Below are 20,106 nucleotides of genomic sequence, written 5' to 3' on the forward strand. Positions count from 1 at the left end.
GATGCATGGGGGTGGCCGGCTGAACACCTCGACCAGCCTTACGCCGAGGATTTGGTAGCGATCATGAATGCGGAAGACCTGAAACGTAGGGTCGCCCGAGGTGACTTCTGATGGACCTCGCTTTTTTTCACCCCACCCGTCCCTCGAAGCAATAGGGCCACGGCGGCAAGGGCAGCCATCAAAGGCAAGCGGCCAGTGCCCACCATTTCGCGCTCGAAGCGGCAGACCGCTGGCGAGCATCAGGGCGGCAAAAGAAGACCGAAGCTTTGCGTTCTCACTGGGGCTAAGACTTTATGCTCGGCGAGGGCGGTTTAGCTATGGCTTGCAACTGAACCTTATCGATGGTGGCTATGATCGCCGTCGCCAGCGCTTCCGCCTCGTGAACCAATCCCGGGCCATAAAGCCCGTTGACCATCTCTTCGCTCGGCAGTACGCCAGGCGGCCAATACTCCTCGAATAGCCCGCACTCTCGGAGCGGCGACCGGTTTTCTAAGAACCTCGGCAAGACGCAGAAACCGAGCGCACGGACCGACCGACCGGAAAGTCATTGGTGACATCCTGCCCCGGGCTGAGGGGGGCCTATCCATCGGATACGCAAATGGTGCGATTCAAGACGTTCCAGTCCAAGACGCTCCTCGCATTGGCGGCAGTCGCCTTTGTCGCTAACGTCGCGGCTCATTCCGAGAGCATCAACGCCGGCGACCGTATTGCGACATCCTCGCAGCCCTTCCGCACGCAGCACATCGCCGAGTTTAATACACCATGGGCGCTTGCCTTTCTTCCAGATGGCAGAATGCTAATTACCGAGAAGCCAGGTCAGATCTTTCTCGTGACCCAGAGCGGCCAAAAGATGCCGGTGGCCAATGTGCCCGAAGTGCTTGCCTCTGGCCAGAACGGCCTTCTTGACATCGCCGTCGAGCCGGATTTCGCGACGAGTTCGCACGTCTATTTCACCTATGTCGAACCCGGTGCCGGCGGCCGCCTTGTGCTGTCCCGGGCGACGCTGTCCGCATCAGCCAGCGGCGCGACCCTCGTGGATTGCACCGCAATCTGGCGGCAGATGCCAGCCGGTGGCGGTGGGCAGCCCGGTGGGATCATCGCCTTCGATCCGGCGGGAAACCATCTGTTCCTGACGGTCGGGGACAGAATGCAGCCTACCGGTGCGCAGGACCCTGGCCAGGCGCGCGGCAAGCTGTTGCGGCTGAATCTCGACGGCTCGACCCCATCAGACAACCCGCATGCGACCGAGGGTGGCGTTCGCGCGCAAACCTGGACTACCGGCCACCGTAATCCATATGGACTGGCCTTCGCGCCGGACGGCCGGCTATGGCTCCACGAGATGGGCCCACGCGGGGGCGACGAGTTCAACCTGATCGAGCCGGATCGCAACTATGGCTGGCCCGTCGTTTCTAACGGCGACAACTACAATGGCACTGCGATTCCGCGTCACGCTACACGGCCGGAATTTGCGGCGCCCGCTGTCTATTGGACGCCGGTGATCGCGCCGGCTGGGCTCGCCTTCTACGAAGGCGCGCTGTTCCCGGAGTGGCGCGGATCGGCCCTGATAGGGGGTCTGCGCGTTCAGTCCTTGGTGCGCGTGGGGTTTCGCGCTGGTGGACAGCCCGATGAGGTCGAACGCTGGGACATGGGCGCGCGTATCCGTGATGTCGCGGTAGCGCCTGACGGAGCGGTTTGGGTGATCGAGGACAGCTCGCAGGGCGGGCTGGTTCGGCTGACGCCCGTGAAGTGACTTCCGGAGGAGGCCACTAGTGCCGGCAGCCGATCTGATCCCGTTCGACACGTTTACCGCTTCGGTCATCCCAGGAGCATTGGCATCCGCGACCAGGGCGCGTTGTGCGCAACGCTCTGAACGGTCCTGCTTTGGCGTGGGCCGCAGTGGCCGGACGGGCCGAGCAAACTCAAGTAGCACGAGGCATTGGAGCTTCAACCCGTCGATTGGGCGCCAAGTTGGGGCTGCCGGCACGGAGAACATTAGCCGCTTGCAGGTGCTTGTCGTCGCACGGTGCGACAAACTAATCGGCAGGAACCAATGAGACCGGTGACGGTTACTCACACCAAGGGACCGCAACCCAAACGAAGCAACAAAAAGTGGTCAAGATTTTAGAGCTTCGAGAGCGAGACCGCGCCTAAAGTGAGCCGAAAACACTCTGACGAACGAGGGCTGCGGCTAGGACGGAGGACAGATGTCTTGGAATGCCGCGACATGCCCGATTACAGATGAGCACGCACTGGCGAATTCGGAGACAGTTGGCGACATCCGGGAGTTTCGCTGTCCGAGTTGCGGCGACTTCAAAATCACGAACTCGGCCATCGCGATGTTCAAAGGCATGTCGGCAGAAGAGAAGTTAGAGCGCTTCGAATACGCTAAGCAGATCGCGGGCGACAATTTCGTCACGGTGACGACGGAACATGGACGGATCGAAACCGAAGGGCAATAGCCGCCTGCCAATTTGACGGACAAGGGCGCGGCACCCGCCGCGTGCGTGCCTCGCTGATCGGGGGACTTGGAGGCCGACGCCGGCTTTTAGCGTTTGAAGATTGCGGACGTTCGATGCGACTGATGGGCCTACGGTTGTAGAAGCGCGCCGCCAAACAGCGCCCACAAGCGTTCGCACTCTCTCGGCCTCAGGCTCGGGGTACCGGGCTCGCCATAGAACACCATGGCGCCGCGAATGTCGTATCCAAGCACCGAGGCGTTGGCCACGAATTGGATGGCTCGTCCCAAGCTGGTGGCACCAAGTTCGACCTCAGCTTTGTTGGTGAGGTCGACCACACCAAACACTTCTGCATTGGCGCTCCTGCCAGCCAAAACGGCTGTCGATATTGCATCATTCACGGCAAGAAGCATTTCGGTTAGTCGCCCGATGAATCGGCTCTACGAACGCCCAAAAGTGAACTTTGTTCCCGTTCACGCGGTCGCAAGCGTTGCGAACGAGCTTGCGATAATTCTGCATCGAATCACTCGCGGCAAAGCCTCAGGTGGCGGTGTTCGGCTGCAACGACCAAACTGGATCACGCGGCCTCTCTCACGTCTGCGTAGTGGCCACTAATGTGGTTGTGGACCGAAGGCCGCGTAGCCCAGTTCCTCTGAGCGTCGAGCAGTTCACTCGCCCCAGTCAGGCCATTCATAAACAGCCGGAGTACGTGCGCAGCTATGCGCTCTCCGTTCTGCGAACCAAGAGGTACCCCGCGCTCTTTGCAGACCGTGCGACAAACTCGGGCCAGCATTTCAACATCGCTCGGCTCCAAAACCCTACCCGGATACAACATACCGTTTCCTTGTTGGACAGTTATGATAGCAGTCCCTTACGCAAGGTCACCGGCAGCCACAATCAACTATGATAGTGCCATCTCGACTCTGGCAAAAACAGTGCGCTCCCGAAAAGTGGTCGCCGGTCCCGAGTGATGGATGCGTAAAATGTCCCGCGGCAGCGCTGCCGCACCCGCTGGCCCCATGAACGCGTTCACAACCCGGAGAAAACTGCGATGATGTGGTCCCAGCGAGCGCTCAGCGCCTTAACAGTTGTTATCTGGCAGCAGCATCTCCTCTTCACCGGCCGCAGCTTCGAACAGCAGCCGGAACTCGTCACCGGGCATTTTGCCATCCATCGCATTCAGCCATGCCTCGGCTGCGAGCCGCCACTTCGGGCCACGATTGGGCCATCTCAGGAGCTCCTCGGCGGCGGTCTATCAGGCGGAGCCCCGGGCGGTCGGTCTTGACATAAACCGGAGGGTTGAACCAACGCTGGGGCATCACACCTCTCGAACGTCGAAGGCGATGAGAAGCTGCCAAATGGGGGCTGCATCAACGATCAGTCCGACCAACTGGCAGTCAGTCTCAAACAGGTGGCGGCCGCGCCCGCGCACCGCTGCAATGGTCGTCTTCACGGAAATTATGTCGCCCGGTTGAGAGCCCAACAGGACCTCGCGAACCAGCTCCTTGGCTGATTGCTGCGCAGGCCAGACAGGTGATTGAATGTCCATCCCGCCCTCCCAGAGAGATAGAACCTCAATCAACTATTCTGGCGATCACCTTCTTGCGAAATCAAGAGCCGGAAACGTACAAAGCAGGTACAGATGGGTGTTCGCCTGCTGGAACGACGGATGGCCTGAGATGACCTCGTGAGGGCAAAGCATGTTCTCCCCCTCGGGCTAAGTCAGGCAGGCGAGTCTCCAAGCAGCCGTGCGTAGTGCGTCTCCAGCTGACCGTAGGTGCCATTTGCAGACGCCTTAAGGCCGCTGCGGTCCCGGATATGCACCTCGCCACGCCGGGAATAGATCAGCCCGCGTCCTTCCAGGACCTGCAGCCCAACGGTGACTCCTGGGCGCCTTGTGCCCAGCATAATTGCAAGGAATTCGTGGGTGATCGCAAGGCGGTGACCCTCGACCCGATCATCACACATGAGAAGCCATCGCGCCAAGCGCTCTTCAAGGTTTGCCCGTGCGTTGATTAGCGCTGTATAGCTGGTCTGGATGTGGAAATAGTACGCATAGCGCAAAAGGAAGAGGCGCAGCGTCGGGCTCTTCGCGAGAGCAACCTTGAACCGCTCGGCTTCGATCCTGAAGGCGTTGCCGGGCAACTGCACGTAACATTCATGCGCGGCATAGTCAGCGCCCATCACAAGTGCAGCGCCAGTCATACCCTCAAATCCGACGAGCCCAACCTCAGCTTCCTTTTCTGACGCTGTGGCGACTACGGACGCGATCCCGTCCTGTAGGAAGTAAACCATCGCGACATCTGATCCGGCCTTCTCCAGATTCATTCTCAAATTGAGGACACACGGCTCAAGATGTGGCTGCAGAAGCGCTAGATCATCGCGGTTAAGCCGACGCAGCAATTCATTTTTGTAGGAATCGTTGTCTGGATTGGTCATAGCTCAATCCCACTTGGGGCAAGAGCTTTCCAATCTCCCTGCCGTCCGCGCCCGTAAAAACGTGCAGACGATGCAAGCAACCTACGCCTGATGGCGCGGCAATCATAGGAAAATGCGATTCGATGCACGGCGAGCCCCCGCCGCCGTGATTACAAAAGACCTGCTCGAGATGTTAGGTAAGGAACGTACAAAGCAGGATTTGGTACGAAACCGACAATCCATAATTCTCTTGGGCTGCTCTCGCCTCCTGGTCCTGTCAGAAGTCACCGAACAAACGGGAACAAAAGCAGATCAAACGCGTTCGGTTGCGTTCTGCCAATGGAGAGCGACATGCAACCTTCGACGGGTGCAAAAGGCGATAATACCAACAAGGATCCTGACGACTGGACGACCGGGGAGGACCCAATGACTCCGTCCCAAGCTTCCTACCTCAAAACTTTATCCGAGGAGGCTGAGACGATAAAAGCTACGCGGAAGAGATCTCAACAAAGCCGAGGCTTCGAAGCGAATTGATGCGCTAAGGGCGAAGCTCAAGCTTTAAAAATGGCTCTGGAGACCGGGCCAGTCGATGCTATCATCCGTCGGCAGTTTCAGCATTCAAATGCGATAAACTTGCATTCTCGAGCGGGGGCGAGCCTTGCCGGAGCGGCGCTTCTCGCGGGTCTGACGGCGGACAACCCAATTATCGAAGTCGGCAATGCCCCAGAACACCAGACGCTTGACCAAACGCCGGCTCAAGACTGCGGCCAGGGAGTCTTCGTAGGCGCGGCGACTTTGCGATTGAAGGATGCCGCGGAAAGGCTCCGTGAAGGCATTTGGGGCAGCATCCGTGACCGCAGGGAGGAGGCTATTTATTATCCTCGAAGGATAGTTCGCCTCCGCGTTGGCTGCCGTGTTCCACGGAATATGCGCGAGTGAACTCGGCCCCCAGAAGAAATATCAATGACGAGTAGTAGATCCACAGCAACACAACGATCAGCGCACTGGCCGCGCCGAACGAGGACGCCACGGCGCTGCTGCCAATGTAAAGTCCGATCAAACTCTTGCCGATGGTGAACAGCGCAGAGGTCACGAATGCTCCGAACCATACGTCGCGCCACTGCAACTCCCTATCCGGCAGGACTTTGAAGATTGCTGCGAATAGCAGCGCGATGAGGAAGAAGGAGAACAAGATGTTCAGCCCTTGAACGACGACTGATCCGAACGGCAGCAGCTGGTTTATCCAGCCGCCGAGTGCGCTAATTGCCGCGCTCGCAGCCAGCGAGACAATCAACAAAAAGCCGAGTGCAATGACCAATCCCAAGCTGGCCGTCCGCGCCCGGATCAGCCGAGCAATCGAGCTTCCTTCGGGTTGGGCCTTCCAAATTATGTTCAAGGACGATTGCATTTCGCCAAATACGCCTGATGCGGTAAGAAGCAGAGCGCTTACGCCAACGACGGTCGCGATTATTCCCGACTTCGGGTTTGAGGCGCTTTGCAGCGCACTTTGTAACACTTCAGCGCTTTTTGGCCCCATCAATCCGGAAAGCTGACCGGCTACTGCATTGCGTGCGGCGTCATGTCCAAACACCAGGCCAGCGACAGCCACGACCAACAACAAGATCGGCCCGAGAGACGTGACCGAAAAAAATGCCATAGCGGCGCCGTGGCTGAGTGCACTGTCAGCAATAAATCCGGCCACACTCGCCTTTGTAATACGCCACACCTGAAGCATGGATTTCCTCGCTAGCGGCCTCAAGTTCATGCGTGATCCTCGACCAGCGCTCCTCACAGGCCAGAAGGGCATAGTCTAGGCTTTGGGCTTGCCGCCGCGAGATTTCTGCCCGACGCCTGCTTCCCCGGACTCTTCAGGGCGCGCGAGCCGTTGTCGGATCGTATTTTCCGTCCTTTCGGCCCCCGACTTGACGACTTTGCTAACTTTGTCGGCCAGCGTACCTTCGCCCGACGCCTGCCGCCCCGCTTCGTCGGTGGCTGTATGGTAGGCTTCAACTGCAACCTGCTTCGCTTGGTCGACACCCTTTTCAACCGCGTCCTCGGCTTTGTCGCGAAGCTTTTCGCCGTAGCCGCCGAGCCGCTCGTCTTCGATTTGCGTGTGAGGCAGCATCGCCCCGATCGCCGCCCCCACAGCTAGGCCGACAGCTGCCAAGACAAAGGGCTGATCCTCCATCAGCTGCTGCGCGGAGCGGCGGGCTTTTGTAGCTATGTCCGCCGCGGTTGCCGCCGACTGCGTTAGTGTGTCGGAAGCGGTATTTGCCATGTCCGATGCAGTAGCGGCCGCGCTGTTTGCCATGTCCGACGCAGTCGCGGCCGCGCTGCTCGCCACGCCCGACGCAGTGCCGGCTACCCTGCTTGCCATTTCGGAGAGAGTTTCAGCTGCCCCGCCAGCTGCCTCTGTAACGGAGGCCGCTGTGTCCGACGTCATTGCCGCCAACCCAGTACCGGATGCACCGTCACGCTCGCCCCAACCGCGAGGCGTTGCATGGCCGAAATCAGCGGTTCCTGGCGAAGCGCCGCGACCCAGCATCAGCCAGGCAAAGCCGGCACCGATCATAGTCAATGGCAGAGGGTTATCCCGCACCTGAGCCTTCAGGTTGTTGAGCATCTCGGAGCCTGTGCCGCCACTGAAATGGCCGGTGAACTCGTCGAACAGCTGGCCAGGCGTCATCTTGCCGCGAATGGACTCGGCGGTGGCGACCACCCTTGCCCGCGTGGCTTCGGCCTCGCGTTCGAGTTCGGCTGCGGATTTGTCGGTCATCGCACTTGTTCCTTGATAACATTGGCGTCGCGCTTCAGCTGCTCCTGCGTGCGGTCCGGCGCCAGTTCAGAGGGCGCCATGCTTGCCGTCCCGGCGCGCAACAAGATGACACCCAGCGCAGCCACGACCACTCCGACCAGCAAAGCGGACCATCCGGCGCCAAGGCCCAAACGCGCCAACGCGATGACGAGTGCCTGCAACAGAACTAATAGTCCGGCGAGCAGGCATATCGCACCGCCCAGAACCTCGACGGCACCGGCCCCGGCCTTGCTGGCGCTCTCGAAGATTTCCGCGCGCAGGAGCCGGGCTTCCGTTTGCACCAGCTCGCTCACCTGTTGTGCCAAATCACTGACCAGAGTAGCTAGGCCTGGATTATGCTGAGTGCTCATCCTTTCAGCTCCTCTGCCCGCGCGGGAGTCCCGCCATCAGAGCCCGAACTGGATGTCGCTTTCTCTCGGGAGTGGCTTCTTTTCACACCGGTTTTTTGGGTTTCGCCGTGCCCAACTTGAGCCTGCGCCGAGCCGTGTGCCTCGGGTGGGGCTGCCTTCATGAACCGACCGAGCGCCAGTCCCGCCAACACCGAACCGGCAAGCAGCACGCCCGGGTTCTGGCGGCCGAAGGACTGGACTTCCTCAAGCACCTGGCCGAACGGTTTCTCCTTCAGCGAGGACGAAAGTCTTTCCAAGCCGCCCGCTGCGTCCAGCATGAATTTCGCGGCGGCGCTTTGCTCTTTGTCAGCCAGATGGTCGCTTGCGGCTCGCAAGGCTCCGCCGAGTGCCGCCGCACTCGATCCGATGTCGCGCTGCATTTCGTCAGCCCTTTCGGAGAGGGCCTCCCGTGCTTCCGAGGCATAGTCGGACGTCCTTCGGGCGACCTCGTCACGCGCGTCGTGGAGTGCTTCGGCGGCGCTTTGCTTCTCTTGCTGGAGCCGATCGGCAACTTCGTCCTTAACCTCAGCGAAGTCGGCCGGCTCCCGGCCCTGATCATTCTTGCCCTGCATGGGATCCTCCTAGTGCAAGCCGAGGAAGGAGAGCACCGCGAGCACGACGACGATGAGACCTATGAGATAGATGACACTGTTCATGGCGGTGTTCCTTGATATCCGCCGAACTTCCTGCGGAGTGCTGTGTTCCAGCCGACAAAAGATTTCGACACCGGAAGCTCCTCGGCGCGACAGCAAGCACGACGAGACAGATGTAGAGGACCGCCCCGCGAAGGCCGCGACGCCTCATTTCGGCGATGTCCGCCAATGATCCAGCCGCGGATTGCACTGCCGGCCTGCGTACCAGCCTTAGTCGGCCTTCGGACATACAGGCGCGGGCTTTTTTGATGGTGAAGCTACGGCAGCATTAGGACCGGCGGCGGTCCGGGACCTTGATGATGTTGTCGCCGTCTTCTGGCGCTAGCGGCTCGTGGCCAAGTCTTTCATGGTAAAATACCTGCCGCGCGTCGCCCATGTCCACCTACTGCCCGCAGCTCGGGCACGGGTAAAGTTCGCCCGCTCCTCGGCCGGTTGCCGTTTTCCTAGGATGGGCGGCGCGTGCCAGTTTGTTGGGCACAATCATCAACTCATCCGCAGTTCGGAAACCGATTTCGCGGCCCATGCCAATCCAAGTTTCGGCGTGCGAGAGGTGTTGCCGCACGCTGTTTACGAAACTCACCAAGCGTGATAATGAAGCCGCATTCGACCGCATCAGGTTGAGGCCGCGCGTGCTTCGCGGCCCGAGGATGTTCATTGAGCTTCGGGCAGGGCCGAGGGGCCGGAACGAGGCGTTTTCGTCTCTTCCGCAATCACCAATAGCGCCTCCAGAGCCACAGCGATCCCCGACATCAGCGCGGATATGTCTGTGTTGCCGCCTTGGTCCGAAAGTTCGGCCGCTCGCGTTTGCATGCTTTGGCTAAGTTCTTTCAACTTCAGGCGCAGGTCGTCGTCCATGTGTGTTCTCCAAATTGACGCTGGAGGAACGCGGCTGCTGACAACCCGTTCCGCCATCCCCGCCCAGCACCGGAGACTCCGCAGATGCTGGAACTGGCGCCGTGGCCGGCGCCTAGCAAGAAGCGGTTTTGTGTTAAGCCTCAACCACTGACCCGCGCCAAATTTCCAGCGTTTCATCCATGTCGCAAGGTGCTGGACCGCCACGCCGGCTTCGACGATAGGCACCGTCCATTGGCCGTAAGCTCCTTGAGCGAAGCACTGTTTTCTCGGGACTGTCTATGCGCTGCACCCCTGCAGACATGACTTCAAAACCATCACGCGCTGCCGCGTTGATCAACGTTCAAAACCTAGAACTTTGAGGGTTTCCGATTGGCGGACCGTTCTCCGAACAGTCGTAGTTGGCGTTTAAAGCCAGACGTTCCGCAGCCTCCCGCGAAAGCCCGATGAGAACTTCTCCATCTCTTTCGGCCGGCAGTCCCGCGACCTCGTCATAGACCAGCCATTGGTCGGCTGGATCCATAATCAGCACGAACCTCATTCCCGCGCTCCAGAACATTAGTGTTCCCTAATTTGCAGAGACTCGTAATGTTCCACCCCAACCCGCTCAGCAAAGCGCGGGTAGTCGAGGATTTCGCGATCGAGCTGAAGGCAGTACCGGCGGTGAGAGAGCCGGCTATAGGTCCGAAGGGCCGGTCACGGGATGCTAATCCGGGTTTGGGCGAGGTCATCACGCACGGCTGGCATTTGAGTTGCCCCTAAAGTTTTTTCTGCGTGAGGTTGGATATGCTAGCCCGGATTTCAATTAGGAACTCGAAGGCTACGGAAGCCTTGGAATTTCGCGTGAAAATCGCATCCTTGGAAGATGGCAGAGGCGGTCGCCATCAATGCACGGGATGCGTCAAACTCTGGCGTTCAGATAGTTGAGAAATTTAGCGGACACTGAAATAGCATCGATGCGCTCGCGGAAGAAGCTGGCGGCGCGTTCGCTGGAGGTTGCCTGAATAGGCGCCGGCCAGACGGAACAGGTCTGCCGCACGGCAGGCATGTTTCAATGCTTGTCTGTACCGCCGGATGCGGGAGTGGGCGTAGGAGGGGATCGTCACGCTGATGCGATCGGGTGTGACCCGGCCTCGCACGATTGCGGTGGTTCCCTTTGTCGGCTAGGTCGAAGAAGAAGCGGGCCATGTGGCCCTAATCGCGAACCATCAGATATGTTTCACTCTGATCGTGCGGGCCTGTCGTGGATCGCCTTCAGTGCACCGTATGGAAGTTGGCGCGCCGCTAAGAACTTGCTGCCGAACCCTTGGATCAGATGTTTCGTACGATTCCGTACAAGCATTAGCTATTGAAAGCTCAGTCGTGGGGGAATCAGATCGGGTGTCGCCCATTGCTTTCGTAGAAGGGTTGCGATGGATAACGTGGTGCCGATCCGCAAGGCCTCGCCTCGGGTTGAAGTGGCCGAAACCCATGACGAATGGGTCGTTCGCGTCATTGAGGCAGACCAGGAAATTACCCGCTCATTCGATCTGAAATGGTTCGCCTTCTCCTTTGCGGAAGGCCAGCGAATGCGCTTGGGGCTTACCCAATTCAAACGGCTTTAACGGACTGATATCGACCGTCGATTGACGTCCCTCATCGTCGGTCGTAGCCCCGCCGCCCTTCTAGACCATCGGGCGGCGGGACGTTTTACTTCGCAAACGGGAGCGCGGTAAAACTGCCCATGAAAGGCTGCTGGATTTTTCTGGCAGCAGGAATAGGAACTCCCCGCCACACGCTGCCCTAACGGCGCCTCGGCCCGATCGCCCGATATTCGAAGACCGTATCCCGCCGTTTGTTGCGGCCACTCCGCATCGCAACTTGTGTGACTCTGATCCAATTGGCTTCGCCGCTCCGCAAGGTAATCGCTCGGTGGACTGCCTTGGCCGCTGCTTGAAACGGGGTGAGCGCATCGACTTGATGCGTCGCCTGGACCACATCGTTTTCAATCTCTTCAACCCGATACGAGTTCATAGCCCCGGCCGAACTTTCATCCGCGGTGCCATGCCGCGCGGCCACCGGTATCATACAGCGGCGGCGAATTTCGAACCTTTAGGCCGTTTGTTTGGCGGCTCTGTATTCTGCATCCCACGGCAACGCGTCAAAGTTGGGCTTGTAGCCGCCGGCTTGGTAAGCCTCGCGCGTGATGAAGCTGGCTTTGCCCCGCTCCATGATGCAGGCAAACGGCGGAATTCCTGGGCACCTGTAAAGGCCTACAGCTCTTTCCATGCGACAAGGTATCCTACGGATGCTCGGTCGCGTCGTCCTTCATTGGGATGAGCTGAGACCCACTGACGAAGTTGATCGGCTGCAGCGGTGCGGCATCTCATGCCTTTCTGGCAACCACGACGAAATTCTGCGCAAGACTCGCCGGAAGTCCCGCTCTCCTGCACATCGTCTCGAAGGGTCCGACTAACATTTCACAAAGCCTCGGCAGCAACCAGCCAGGCCGAGGCAAAAAACCATAACCAATGATCCGCTCGACGGCGAAACCATTGGCAACAAGCATTTGCCGATATGCGTCGATGCTCAAGGTGCTATGAATTGTCCGCCCCGCTCGCCGGTTCAAAAAGCGGCAGACCCGTCCCATTGGGGAGGTTGCGTTCATTTGTATGTTCGAGATCAGCAGCCCGCCTTCGTTCAAATGCGCATGAATGGCCAACAGCGCGTCATGCCTGAGAGCGTTTTCAGCATTCAGAAAAAACCGAAAAGCGGTCACCGCGTCGAACTTTCGAGGAAGCGGGGCAAGGGTCAGATCTGCTTTGATTAGCTTCACGTGTTCTGGCACCCGCGCGCAGGCAAGCATGGATTGAGAGACGTCGACGCCCACGACTTGTCCAAATAATGGAGCAGCGACATTTGTGATGCGGCCTGTGCCGCGTGCAAAGTCGAGGCAGCTTCGCTCCGGCCCGCCGAGAGGCTGGAGCATGCTTTCGATCAGCGGTTTTTCGATGCGCGACCAAAGGGCGGCATAGTAGCCCGAAGAGAAAGTTTCGGAATATAGCGTGCCATAGCCAGGATCCTGGTGGCTCGTGCGGTAATCGCTATATGCTCCCTCTTCTGAATGTTCGGCTGCGTAGGGATGCAGCTTGTCTTTCAGTGCTCGTGAATGATTGGATGACTCACTGGCGCGCACGTAGAGATTCGATTCGGCCATCCCGACAATCTCCCTTTCGCGAGAAATAAAGCTCAGGCAAACTGCGCCACTTCACCACACGCCGAGTGGCAAAGCTTCATGCCTTTGCAGGACGGAGCCCGCCTCGAAAAGTCGACCTGATCCCCACGGCGTCAGACTTGCTGCGCCGGCCTGTGCCGTTCCACCTGATCAACTCGGTTCGTTTCCGGTGATATTGGCAGGTTCCCATGCTCGGATACCATAGCCGCGGTTGCCGAGCAGCCGGGTGTCAGATGCGGTTGCCCTCCAAACTTGGGTTTCCTGTGTGAAATGGCGACCGCAGGATTGCCGGCGGCTACCGCGCGCTCATAGTCGCTTCATGAATGCGCAGTACGTTGAACTCGTCTTGTTTGAACACTCGCTCTCAAATCTGGGCAGTATGAATCGCCCGTTTTCCGATCGGGTGGAAGACGCTGCCGAAAAGACCGCCGGCTCGGTGCTGTTCGACGTCCGTGTCGATGGCGACCGGCGATTTCAAAGAATAGCGGCGATCGGATATGGCGCGGACGGCGCGGTTGCAATTGCCATGGGCAAAGATGGACACCTAGTGTCGGCGCCCATTGACCTAGGCGAGGCCTCGATTGCCGAAATAGCGGCCTGGTGCTCGCTGAGCATGGCCGAGCAGTCATCTATCAGCTGCAACGATGCCGCTGCCAGACTCCTGGCGAATCTGCGAAAGGCCGGCATCCTCGATTGAGACGGCCGCACGGCCGGCAAGTGGTTGCCTTAGAACGCGCAGCCCCTGTTTGAGCCGCTCCAACCGAAAGCCAAGGCCCTACAAATTTTGGGGGCCGTGGTGCTGGATCCGTACTGCACCTGCAACGTCGTGGATATGCATCTGAATAGAAAAACACTGCTCATGATGCACGCGTGCAACGCGGCTCTCCAGGTATAGGGGCGAGCTTCGAGCGACAGCTATGCGCCTCATCCCGGCCATTTAAGTTGACTGTGCCACTGTCTTTGAAGCGGACATTACCGGTGCCGCGCTCGGCTCGCGGGTCGCCATTGCCGACGTTTCATCGTGCTACAGAATCGCGCCTACCAAAGCCACCCAGTTCCCTTCGCCCGCTGATTGCCTTCGTTTGTAAGGTTTACTCCACCTTCTCCACGAATTGCAGGAACTCGACAGGTGGAAATAGATTGAGGTCCTTAGCGACCTTCATGTTCACCAGATAGGCGAACTTTTCAATGGCAACGACCGGCATGTCACCAGGCTTCCCTCCCTCCGTGAGGATTTTGGCCACCTGCTCGCCGGCAAGCTTGCCGACGTCGTAGTCTCGGGCGGCCACCGACATCAGAGCATGGGACTCGCTGACCAGATGCTCATATGGGCTGAGCACCGGTAGACCATTGGCCACGGCAGCTCCAGTAAAGACGTCCGCGTTTTTCTCAAGGAAGGTGCTCGATCCCAAGTAGACGAACTGGACGCCAGCCGCCTTCAGTTGGACGGTGGCCTCGGCAATCTTGGCTGGATCCGGGGTGCCGTCGGCAAGTGCTGGCAGCGGCAAGGCGTCGAACTTAAACTTCATCTTTTCCGATAACGCCTTTAGCTCCTCCATCTTTTTCACCGAATTGGGCTCGCTGCGATCGAACAGGAGACCCAGATGATTGAAGCCCGGTAGGTAGCGCCTGATGCTCTTGATGTTGACGCTTTCGGGAACTCGGTTTCGGGTTCCGGTCACATTGGCGCGGCCGGTCATTTCGTAGCTTTCGATGATACCCGCTCCGATCGGATCGGCCACCACAGTGAACACCACGGGGATGTCATTGAGAAGGTCGCTGTTCTGCTGATCTTTCAACGTGCCGACCATGCCTAGAGTAGTCTTGGTGCCCCACGTGACCACCGCGTCAGCCTTGCGGTCGCGTGCGTCCTTGACGAAGCCGGGCAGTTTGCTTTTGTCCTGCGCCGCATCGTCGACGACAAAGTTGACATCAATTTTCTTTTCCTCAAGCGAGTCCTTGAGGCCCTTGCAGACATCCTCGCACCCCAGCCACGTTATCATCACAACGGTCTTATCCGCCGCCTCGGCCCGAGGCTGAAGAACGAGGCAAGAAGCCAGCCAGGCCCCCGCCAATATAAGATATGCCAATTTCATGCGTTCCTCCCTGCGATGGTCGGCAAGCGGTGGCTTGCCATGTGATAGATGAAATACGTGCCAACACCGGCCAGCACCAAGATGGCGATGAAGCCCATTCCGGCGGAATAGCCAAAATTCCCAGCGACGCCGGCAATCGCGATGAGGCCCACAACGCTGCCAATTCGGTCCATAACTCTGACGGTGCCAAGCACCCGTTCCGAACCGATATGGGCCAGCCTTCCTTCCGCAAGTTCCATGACGGTGGCTGTCTGTGGCCCGCTGACCAGGCCGTAGCCAAGGCCCGTGCCGATCGCGGCAACGACCATGGTCCAGCCGTTGGTAACCGCCGCCGCTGCGAGCAGGGTCACTCCGCCAAGCAATGCTCCGATAACAGTGATGCTCACCGCCGAAATCCTGCCCGCAGGCAGTCGCCCATAAAGTGACCCCGACAGGATCACCATGAGAAAGTAGATCATCATTAGACGTCCGGTATCGGCGGTGGAGGCGCCTAGCGCGTTCATCTGCAGCGATAGCAGATAGGAGATAAAGACCTGGTCGAGGATCGTTTGGGGTAAAATGATACCAAACAAGAGGGTTGCGAACTGACCATCAACCATTGCTCTAAGCAGTTGCCGCAGATTGGGGCGGGCGCCCTGATCGGTAACCGCCGAAACGCGAGTAGATCGAGGCAGCATGCGTAAGATCATCGCCGCTGATATCAGGATCAGGCTGGCGCAAACCAGAAATACGCTGCGCTCGCCGAGACGGTCGGCAACCACGCCCCCAAGCGCGGTTCCTGCGTAGAAGCCCCCGAACATAGCCACGTGGAAAAGCCCTAGCGCTTGGGCCCGCTGTTCCTTTGGCGCAGCATCGATCACGTAGTCCTGGCAGGAGAGCGAAGCAAAGGCATAGCCAATGCCGCTGAACACACAAAAAAAGATGATTTGCAGCACATTGGTGGAAATGAAGAACCCAAAATTGGAGAGGGCTGCTGGGATCGAAGCAAACAAGAACAGATTCCGGTGCCCGAAGCGTTTCGACAGCGGCCGCGCATACGGCGAACCAAGGACGATGGCTGTAAGATAGGCGGCGAGCGGCAAACTGATGACGATGCCCGGGTTGACCCAGGTCAGCGGATTGTCGGCATCGCGGACATAAAGCGAAAAGAACGATAGTGAAAATGAGTCCGCCGCGGCGATGAGGAAAAGCGGAAGTCGCACATCGCTTAGGCTGCAAAATCTCATGATGAGCGGTCGGCCGGCCGGGATAATAAAGTCCGGTTCCAGTTGCGCAGCACGGGTCCTGTTGGGCAGCTCCCGGGCGGCTGCCATCATTGCCCCAAGCCGTTCGGCACGCAAGGAAAGGGCCTGGCCCAGCCTGTCGACGGCGCTAATCCCGCTCACCAGGATTCGGTGGGAGAAATCGCCGGCCGCCTGAAGCTTTAGGATGTAGTCGAGGCGGGTCAACGGCCCCGTTAAGGAATGATTGGTCATTACGGAGACCAGTTCGACTGCCAACAGGATTGTGACCAATGTGACGACCAGAAGGTCGAGGATGAGGTCGCGAAATTCACGCGACAGGTAGCCAGCGTTCTTGATGACGACGACATTGGCTACCAGCTTGTTATCGACGACGATCGGCACGACAGTCCCTGCCTGAAGCATCGCCGACGTGGTGATGGGCGGGCGGGTGCCCATCTCCAGAATGGGTCGGTTGGTAACCAGGGCGAAGTAGGAGATTTCCGGAAAGTCGCGAAGGAGGGACGTGAAGAAATCCCGTCCACCGACCATCATGTCGAGCGGCACACCCGCCTTAAGCGTTCGGGCGATAGCATCATTGGCAATGCTGCCAATAAGCCTTGTGCGCTTGTCGAGTTCTGGAGCAAAGGACTCATCGATGCTGCGGTAGGCGACAGCGCCGAGCGACACGGTTATCCCCAGCACGAGGAGGGCAATGAGCGCTGTAAGCCGTCGAGACACCGTGACAGCCATGGGACTATCGGGGACCGAGATGACGTCGGCACCCTGAGGCCCCGCAGGTGGAGCTACCGCGCGATCTGTCCCAATAAGCGCAGCAAGTTTTGTCATTGCCAAACGATACTTTGCGGTACCTGCGGCGAGCGTCGCTCGAAAATCGACAAAGTCGCCGGCAGTCCAAGTGCTGTCGTCTTCGGCAACGTCTTCGGCGTGGCTGGCAATGTCATCGAGGCTGCGGATGGCCGGGCGCAGCCGGTAGCGCAGTGCGGCATAAGCTAGGGCCGAGAATCCGGTCAGAAGCGCCAAAGCGGACAGCCAAATTTGCGAACTGATAAGGCGATTGTGGTTCCGCAATTCGTTTATCGGGTAGATAACAGCCAACGCAGCGGCCCGCTCGTCGTTCTCGTCCACTATGGTGGCACCGCTGATAAGCGCGGTTGCAGTCTCAAGACCCCACTGGCTGTTGGAGCCTTCTTCCATTGCGCGGTCCATTTGGCGGCCGCTAAATGGAATAGCAGCATCCGGCACAGAAAGGATAACTCCGCCGGCTCCATCAAGTAGAACTATGTTGGAAATCGCGGGGTCGGTCTGCCAAGCCCGGTTCAGCAGTTCTTGGGCATTGCGCACCGTCTCCACCGAGAGACCGAGTTCCGAGACGGACCGGAAGGGGGCGGCAGTCGCCGCTGCAATGACCGAAAGTCGTTGCCGCACAAGCTGCGAATACACCGCCTCGTGCTGTAGCTTAACCAGCACCGCCAAGATGGTAACTACAATTCCCAGTACAACCGTCAACGCCAGCCAAACGCGCACCAGAAATGTCATTTGTGCCCCTGCCGCTATCGTGGCCCAATGGTGTTACCGATCCCTCAATTGCTTCGTCGTCGCCCCGAGGCGGCGAGGATCGCCCCATTTACTGGAGGTTTGGTAGCTCGGCGCACAGCTCCGGCGATCAAATTTGAAATCGATCTGATCCCCAAGCCGGCTAAATCATTAGCATGGCCTACATTAGGAAGACAGCGTGAAACGCTGGTTGCAAAACCAGGAATCTTTGTCGGTCAACTCCTGCCAGAGCCCTGGCCCAGGAAGCAAACGTCAGCATTGGCAGTTCACGTCGCGGTGCCTGAATGTCCGCTTCGCACATTCCAGGCCTCGAAGCCGCAAGTCCGCTTCCGGCCCACAACCGTCTACCGGCGTTTCTCCGGTGGCCAATCATGGCCGAAGGAGAAACGAAATGGGACACTCGTGCTACGACCTCACCGCCTCGGATCGCCGGGCATGGAATGCTGGCAAGAAGGTCGGAACGAAACGCCCACTGAAACCTCGACAAATATGGGCGATACGCTTCTTTCTAGATCGGGAACGGCGTCTACGAGACAGAGCGCTCTTCGATTTGGCGATCGACAGCAAGTTGCGCGGCTGCGACCTCGTCAAGATCAAAATCGGCAACCTCGTTGTAGGGCCGGAAATCCGAACTCGCGCGATGGTCATCCAACAGAAAACCGGCCGACCTGTTCAGTTCGAGTTGATGAGCGACGTACGCTCCAGCCTTCTTGCATGGCTGGAAAGACGCGGCGGGACAGTCGATGATTACGCGTTTCCGAGCAGGATCTATCCGAGGGCTCACATGAGCACAAGGCAGTATGCCCGACTCGTCGACGAATGGGTCAAGGCGATCGGGCTTCGACCAGAGGAATACGGAACCCATTCCCTGCGTCGCACCAAGGCCTCGATTATCTACAAAGCGACGGGAAATCTGCGAGCGATCCAGATTTTGCTTGGTCATACGAAGATCGAGAACACGGTCCGCTATCTGGGAGTCGATGTAGAGGATGCTCTCGAACTCGCCGAGGCAACTGAGGTTTGATCAAGAGCGGCTCCACTTCGAGTGGAGCCGTGAACAATTGCGCCGCAAATCGGACCTTAGAGATCAGCGTTGCATGTCCTGAAAGCCGACGTTCAGGCGAACTCTCCGGAGGTCGCGGCGACGCCGCAAGCAGGTATTATACTTGCGATTGTGGATACTTTGGCCGGTTCAGCGGAGGTGGTTAGCCGTGCGCCTGATGGCCTGATGGGCGTTGTAGGCTAAATGCAAAGCAATGGCGGTTGTACAAAAGGTGACACCGGCGCTGATAAAGAACACGACGCTCAAACCTGCTCGATCGGCAGCCCACCCCAATGCTGGGCTTCCTAGAGCCATCGCTACATCCAGAAAGGCCAGTGTAGATGCCCATCGCCAAACCGCGGTTTTGCGGCAATGTGCCACCAACCGCCTCCGCGCCAAGCCCGGGGTAGACCAGCGAGTAACCTAACCCCGCCAGCGCGGCTCCAAAAGAAGCAAGCACACTGCTATGTGCCAACCCGATGAGCAGAAGCCCCGCTGACTGCACCAGCACGAACAGCAGGGCGATCTTTGCACCGCCGTACCTGTCAGGCAAATGACCGCAGACCACACGCGCTACGATTAGCGCAGCTCCAAACGCTGTAAATCCAACCCAGACGGGTCGCCAATGATTGTCGGCATAGAGAAGGGAGCTGAAGGCAAGGATTGAGCAGTAGCCGACGCTGGCGAGTGCCGCACCAAGTCCTGGCAGCCATACCGCGTCAAAAACCGCTCTCAAATCGGATTTTCTCTGCCGCAACTGTATCCGAGGGTTCGGCGCTCGCATCAGCGATCCCAATACAAGCAACGGCAATAATGTGGTCAGCAGCCCTATCGCCGCGAAACCGTAGGCGGTGAACAGCATGGTTCCGAAAGCTCCGCTGAAGGCCAATGCCGCAAACATCGCAGTGCCGACCCAAGCAATGACTTTCCCCGAATGCCCGGCATCCACGAGCGCCAGGCCCCAGGCCACGCCACCTGTGATGATAAAGCTCTCGGCACCGCCGAGCACCGCGCGTCCGACGAGGAGGATCGAGACGGAGAGAACGGGCGAACGCGTGACGGCAACGGACAGGAGATAGAGCAGCCCGGCAGCCGCTGCCGTAACCAGGCCCACGAGAACGGCTCGTTTCCCTCCGTTCCCGTCCGCAAAGGAACCCGACCACACGCGTGAAACCAGGGACGCCGCGAACTGCGCTCCCGCCACCATGCCGACAACGGCGCTACCGAAACCCAGATTGTGGCTGACGTGCAGTGGAAGCACAGGCAACGCTGCGCCGATGACAACAAACCCGGCCAACACCGCCGCCATGGTTGGCAGCAGGGTAACCGCGACCGAACGCGATGGTGTTGACGATGTCGGCAGGTGTGTCATT

18 protein-coding genes and 1 pseudogene are annotated in these 20,106 nt (G+C 58.9%); 6 read left to right on the forward strand and 13 right to left on the reverse strand.

The features are described from left to right. Nucleotides 1-598: 598 nt before the first annotated feature. Entirely contained in the window at nucleotides 599-1,750 is a 1,152-nt protein-coding gene (locus tag A9K65_RS13975) for a PQQ-dependent sugar dehydrogenase (RefSeq protein ID WP_064995278.1), read from the forward strand. Nucleotides 1,751-2,204: 454 nt separating this feature from the next. Then, nucleotides 2,205-2,459, forward strand: a complete 255-nt coding sequence (locus A9K65_RS13980; protein ID WP_086081313.1) for a hypothetical protein — start codon at nucleotides 2,205-2,207, stop codon at nucleotides 2,457-2,459. A 128-nt stretch (nucleotides 2,460-2,587) separates the two neighbouring features. Here A9K65_RS13980 and A9K65_RS13985 read toward each other — a convergent pair whose 3' ends face one another. The 4 genes from A9K65_RS13985 to A9K65_RS14005 form a co-directional block, all read right to left on the reverse strand. Continuing rightward, nucleotides 2,588-2,869 carry a hypothetical protein gene (locus A9K65_RS13985; protein ID WP_064995279.1) on the reverse strand — a complete coding sequence of 94 codons (282 nt, stop codon included), beginning with the start codon at nucleotides 2,867-2,869 and terminating at the stop codon, nucleotides 2,588-2,590. A gap of 668 nt (nucleotides 2,870-3,537) precedes the next feature. After that, a complete protein-coding gene (locus A9K65_RS35960) occupies nucleotides 3,538-3,690 on the reverse strand; it encodes a hypothetical protein (protein ID WP_348629604.1) in 153 nt (50 codons plus the stop codon). 84 nt (nucleotides 3,691-3,774) lie between these two features. Next, nucleotides 3,775-4,005, reverse strand: coding sequence for a hypothetical protein (locus A9K65_RS14000; protein ID WP_086081314.1), 231 nt, complete (start codon nucleotides 4,003-4,005; stop codon nucleotides 3,775-3,777). 173 nt (nucleotides 4,006-4,178) lie between these two features. Then, entirely contained in the window at nucleotides 4,179-4,895 is a 717-nt protein-coding gene (locus A9K65_RS14005; protein ID WP_064995238.1) for a Crp/Fnr family transcriptional regulator, read from the reverse strand. A 318-nt stretch (nucleotides 4,896-5,213) separates the two neighbouring features. Here A9K65_RS14005 and A9K65_RS14010 point away from each other — a divergent pair. Beyond that, a pseudogene (locus A9K65_RS14010) lies at nucleotides 5,214-5,436 on the forward strand (DUF3072 domain-containing protein). Between the two features lie 306 nt (nucleotides 5,437-5,742). Here the strand turns inward: A9K65_RS14010 and A9K65_RS14015 are convergent. The 5 genes from A9K65_RS14015 to A9K65_RS14035 all read right to left on the reverse strand — a co-directional run bounded on the left by A9K65_RS14015 (nucleotide 5,743) and on the right by A9K65_RS14035 (nucleotide 9,586). Next, nucleotides 5,743-6,609 (reverse strand): YihY/virulence factor BrkB family protein, encoded by an 867-nt coding sequence (locus A9K65_RS14015; RefSeq protein WP_064995237.1) that lies wholly within the window; start codon nucleotides 6,607-6,609, stop codon nucleotides 5,743-5,745. A 75-nt stretch (nucleotides 6,610-6,684) separates the two neighbouring features. Then, complete coding sequence (locus tag A9K65_RS14020; RefSeq protein ID WP_064995236.1) at nucleotides 6,685-7,650, reverse strand: DUF3618 domain-containing protein; 966 nt, start codon at nucleotides 7,648-7,650, stop codon at nucleotides 6,685-6,687. Then, nucleotides 7,647-8,039, reverse strand: coding sequence for a phage holin family protein (locus A9K65_RS14025; RefSeq protein ID WP_064995235.1), 393 nt, complete (start codon nucleotides 8,037-8,039; stop codon nucleotides 7,647-7,649). Before A9K65_RS14025 ends, A9K65_RS14020 begins: the two co-directional genes overlap by 4 nt. Then, nucleotides 8,036-8,650 (reverse strand): hypothetical protein, encoded by a 615-nt coding sequence (locus A9K65_RS14030; RefSeq protein ID WP_198327603.1) that lies wholly within the window; start codon nucleotides 8,648-8,650, stop codon nucleotides 8,036-8,038. Before A9K65_RS14030 ends, A9K65_RS14025 begins: the two co-directional genes overlap by 4 nt. 732 nt (nucleotides 8,651-9,382) lie before the next feature. After that, nucleotides 9,383-9,586 carry a hypothetical protein gene (locus tag A9K65_RS14035; protein ID WP_064995234.1) on the reverse strand — a complete coding sequence of 68 codons (204 nt, stop codon included), beginning with the start codon at nucleotides 9,584-9,586 and terminating at the stop codon, nucleotides 9,383-9,385. 1,409 nt (nucleotides 9,587-10,995) lie between these two features. Between A9K65_RS14035 and A9K65_RS14045 the strand changes: the two genes are divergently transcribed. Continuing rightward, entirely contained in the window at nucleotides 10,996-11,187 is a 192-nt protein-coding gene (locus tag A9K65_RS14045) for a hypothetical protein (protein ID WP_064995232.1), read from the forward strand. A gap of 761 nt (nucleotides 11,188-11,948) precedes the next feature. Here the strand turns inward: A9K65_RS14045 and A9K65_RS14055 are convergent. Next, entirely contained in the window at nucleotides 11,949-12,779 is an 831-nt protein-coding gene (locus tag A9K65_RS14055) for a class I SAM-dependent methyltransferase (protein WP_084016174.1), read from the reverse strand. Between the two features lie 337 nt (nucleotides 12,780-13,116). On the opposite strand from A9K65_RS14055, the gene A9K65_RS14060 reads away from it, so the two are divergent. Beyond that, on the forward strand, nucleotides 13,117-13,494 hold the full coding sequence (locus tag A9K65_RS14060; RefSeq protein WP_064995230.1) for a hypothetical protein: 378 nt from the start codon (nucleotides 13,117-13,119) through the stop codon (nucleotides 13,492-13,494). A 394-nt stretch (nucleotides 13,495-13,888) separates the two neighbouring features. Here the strand turns inward: A9K65_RS14060 and A9K65_RS14065 are convergent, their stop codons facing one another. Continuing rightward, the gene (locus A9K65_RS14065) at nucleotides 13,889-14,893 is read right to left on the reverse strand and encodes an ABC transporter substrate-binding protein (protein WP_064995229.1); all 1,005 of its coding nucleotides are present in this window, start codon (nucleotides 14,891-14,893) and stop codon (nucleotides 13,889-13,891) included. Continuing rightward, nucleotides 14,890-17,673, reverse strand: coding sequence for an MFS transporter (locus A9K65_RS14070; protein ID WP_064995228.1), 2,784 nt, complete (start codon nucleotides 17,671-17,673; stop codon nucleotides 14,890-14,892). Before A9K65_RS14070 ends, A9K65_RS14065 begins: the two co-directional genes overlap by 4 nt. 409 nt (nucleotides 17,674-18,082) lie before the next feature. On the opposite strand from A9K65_RS14070, the gene A9K65_RS14075 reads away from it, so the two are divergent. Next, nucleotides 18,083-18,715, forward strand: coding sequence for a tyrosine-type recombinase/integrase (locus tag A9K65_RS14075; RefSeq protein WP_064995227.1), 633 nt, complete (start codon nucleotides 18,083-18,085; stop codon nucleotides 18,713-18,715). 181 nt (nucleotides 18,716-18,896) lie between these two features. On the opposite strand, the gene A9K65_RS14080 is transcribed toward A9K65_RS14075, so the two are convergent. Continuing rightward, nucleotides 18,897-20,105, reverse strand: a complete 1,209-nt coding sequence (locus A9K65_RS14080) for an arabinose transporter (RefSeq protein ID WP_245322055.1) — start codon at nucleotides 20,103-20,105, stop codon at nucleotides 18,897-18,899. Between the last annotated feature and the right edge of the window lies 1 nt (nucleotide 20,106).

The organism is Mesorhizobium sp. WSM1497 (genome assembly GCF_001672455.2).
Lineage (GTDB): Bacteria > Pseudomonadota > Alphaproteobacteria > Rhizobiales > Rhizobiaceae > Mesorhizobium > Mesorhizobium ciceri.

What these genes read in the sequence shown, in the direction of transcription:
- A9K65_RS13975 (WP_064995278.1), top strand. Translation starts at nt 599, where the DNA reads ATGGTGCGATTCAAGACGTTCCAGTCCAAGACGCTCCTCGCATTGGCG.
- A9K65_RS13980 (WP_086081313.1), top strand. Translation starts at nt 2,205, where the DNA reads ATGTCTTGGAATGCCGCGACATGCCCGATTACAGATGAGCACGCACTG.
- A9K65_RS13985 (WP_064995279.1), bottom strand. Translation starts at nt 2,869, where the DNA reads ATGCTTCTTGCCGTGAATGATGCAATATCGACAGCCGTTTTGGCTGGC.
- A9K65_RS14000 (WP_086081314.1), bottom strand. Translation starts at nt 4,005, where the DNA reads ATGGACATTCAATCACCTGTCTGGCCTGCGCAGCAATCAGCCAAGGAG.
- A9K65_RS14005 (WP_064995238.1), bottom strand. Translation starts at nt 4,895, where the DNA reads ATGACCAATCCAGACAACGATTCCTACAAAAATGAATTGCTGCGTCGG.
- A9K65_RS14015 (WP_064995237.1), bottom strand. Translation starts at nt 6,609, where the DNA reads ATGCTTCAGGTGTGGCGTATTACAAAGGCGAGTGTGGCCGGATTTATT.
- A9K65_RS14020 (WP_064995236.1), bottom strand. Translation starts at nt 7,650, where the DNA reads ATGACCGACAAATCCGCAGCCGAACTCGAACGCGAGGCCGAAGCCACG.
- A9K65_RS14025 (WP_064995235.1), bottom strand. Translation starts at nt 8,039, where the DNA reads ATGAGCACTCAGCATAATCCAGGCCTAGCTACTCTGGTCAGTGATTTG.
- A9K65_RS14030 (WP_198327603.1), bottom strand. Translation starts at nt 8,650, where the DNA reads ATGCAGGGCAAGAATGATCAGGGCCGGGAGCCGGCCGACTTCGCTGAG.
- A9K65_RS14035 (WP_064995234.1), bottom strand. Translation starts at nt 9,586, where the DNA reads ATGGACGACGACCTGCGCCTGAAGTTGAAAGAACTTAGCCAAAGCATG.
- A9K65_RS14045 (WP_064995232.1), top strand. Translation starts at nt 10,996, where the DNA reads ATGGATAACGTGGTGCCGATCCGCAAGGCCTCGCCTCGGGTTGAAGTG.
- A9K65_RS14055 (WP_084016174.1), bottom strand. Translation starts at nt 12,779, where the DNA reads ATGGCCGAATCGAATCTCTACGTGCGCGCCAGTGAGTCATCCAATCAT.
- A9K65_RS14060 (WP_064995230.1), top strand. Translation starts at nt 13,117, where the DNA reads ATGAATGCGCAGTACGTTGAACTCGTCTTGTTTGAACACTCGCTCTCA.
- A9K65_RS14065 (WP_064995229.1), bottom strand. Translation starts at nt 14,893, where the DNA reads ATGAAATTGGCATATCTTATATTGGCGGGGGCCTGGCTGGCTTCTTGC.
- A9K65_RS14070 (WP_064995228.1), bottom strand. Translation starts at nt 17,673, where the DNA reads ATGACATTTCTGGTGCGCGTTTGGCTGGCGTTGACGGTTGTACTGGGA.
- A9K65_RS14075 (WP_064995227.1), top strand. Translation starts at nt 18,083, where the DNA reads ATGGGACACTCGTGCTACGACCTCACCGCCTCGGATCGCCGGGCATGG.
- A9K65_RS14080 (WP_245322055.1), bottom strand. Translation starts at nt 20,105, where the DNA reads ATGACACACCTGCCGACATCGTCAACACCATCGCGTTCGGTCGCGGTT.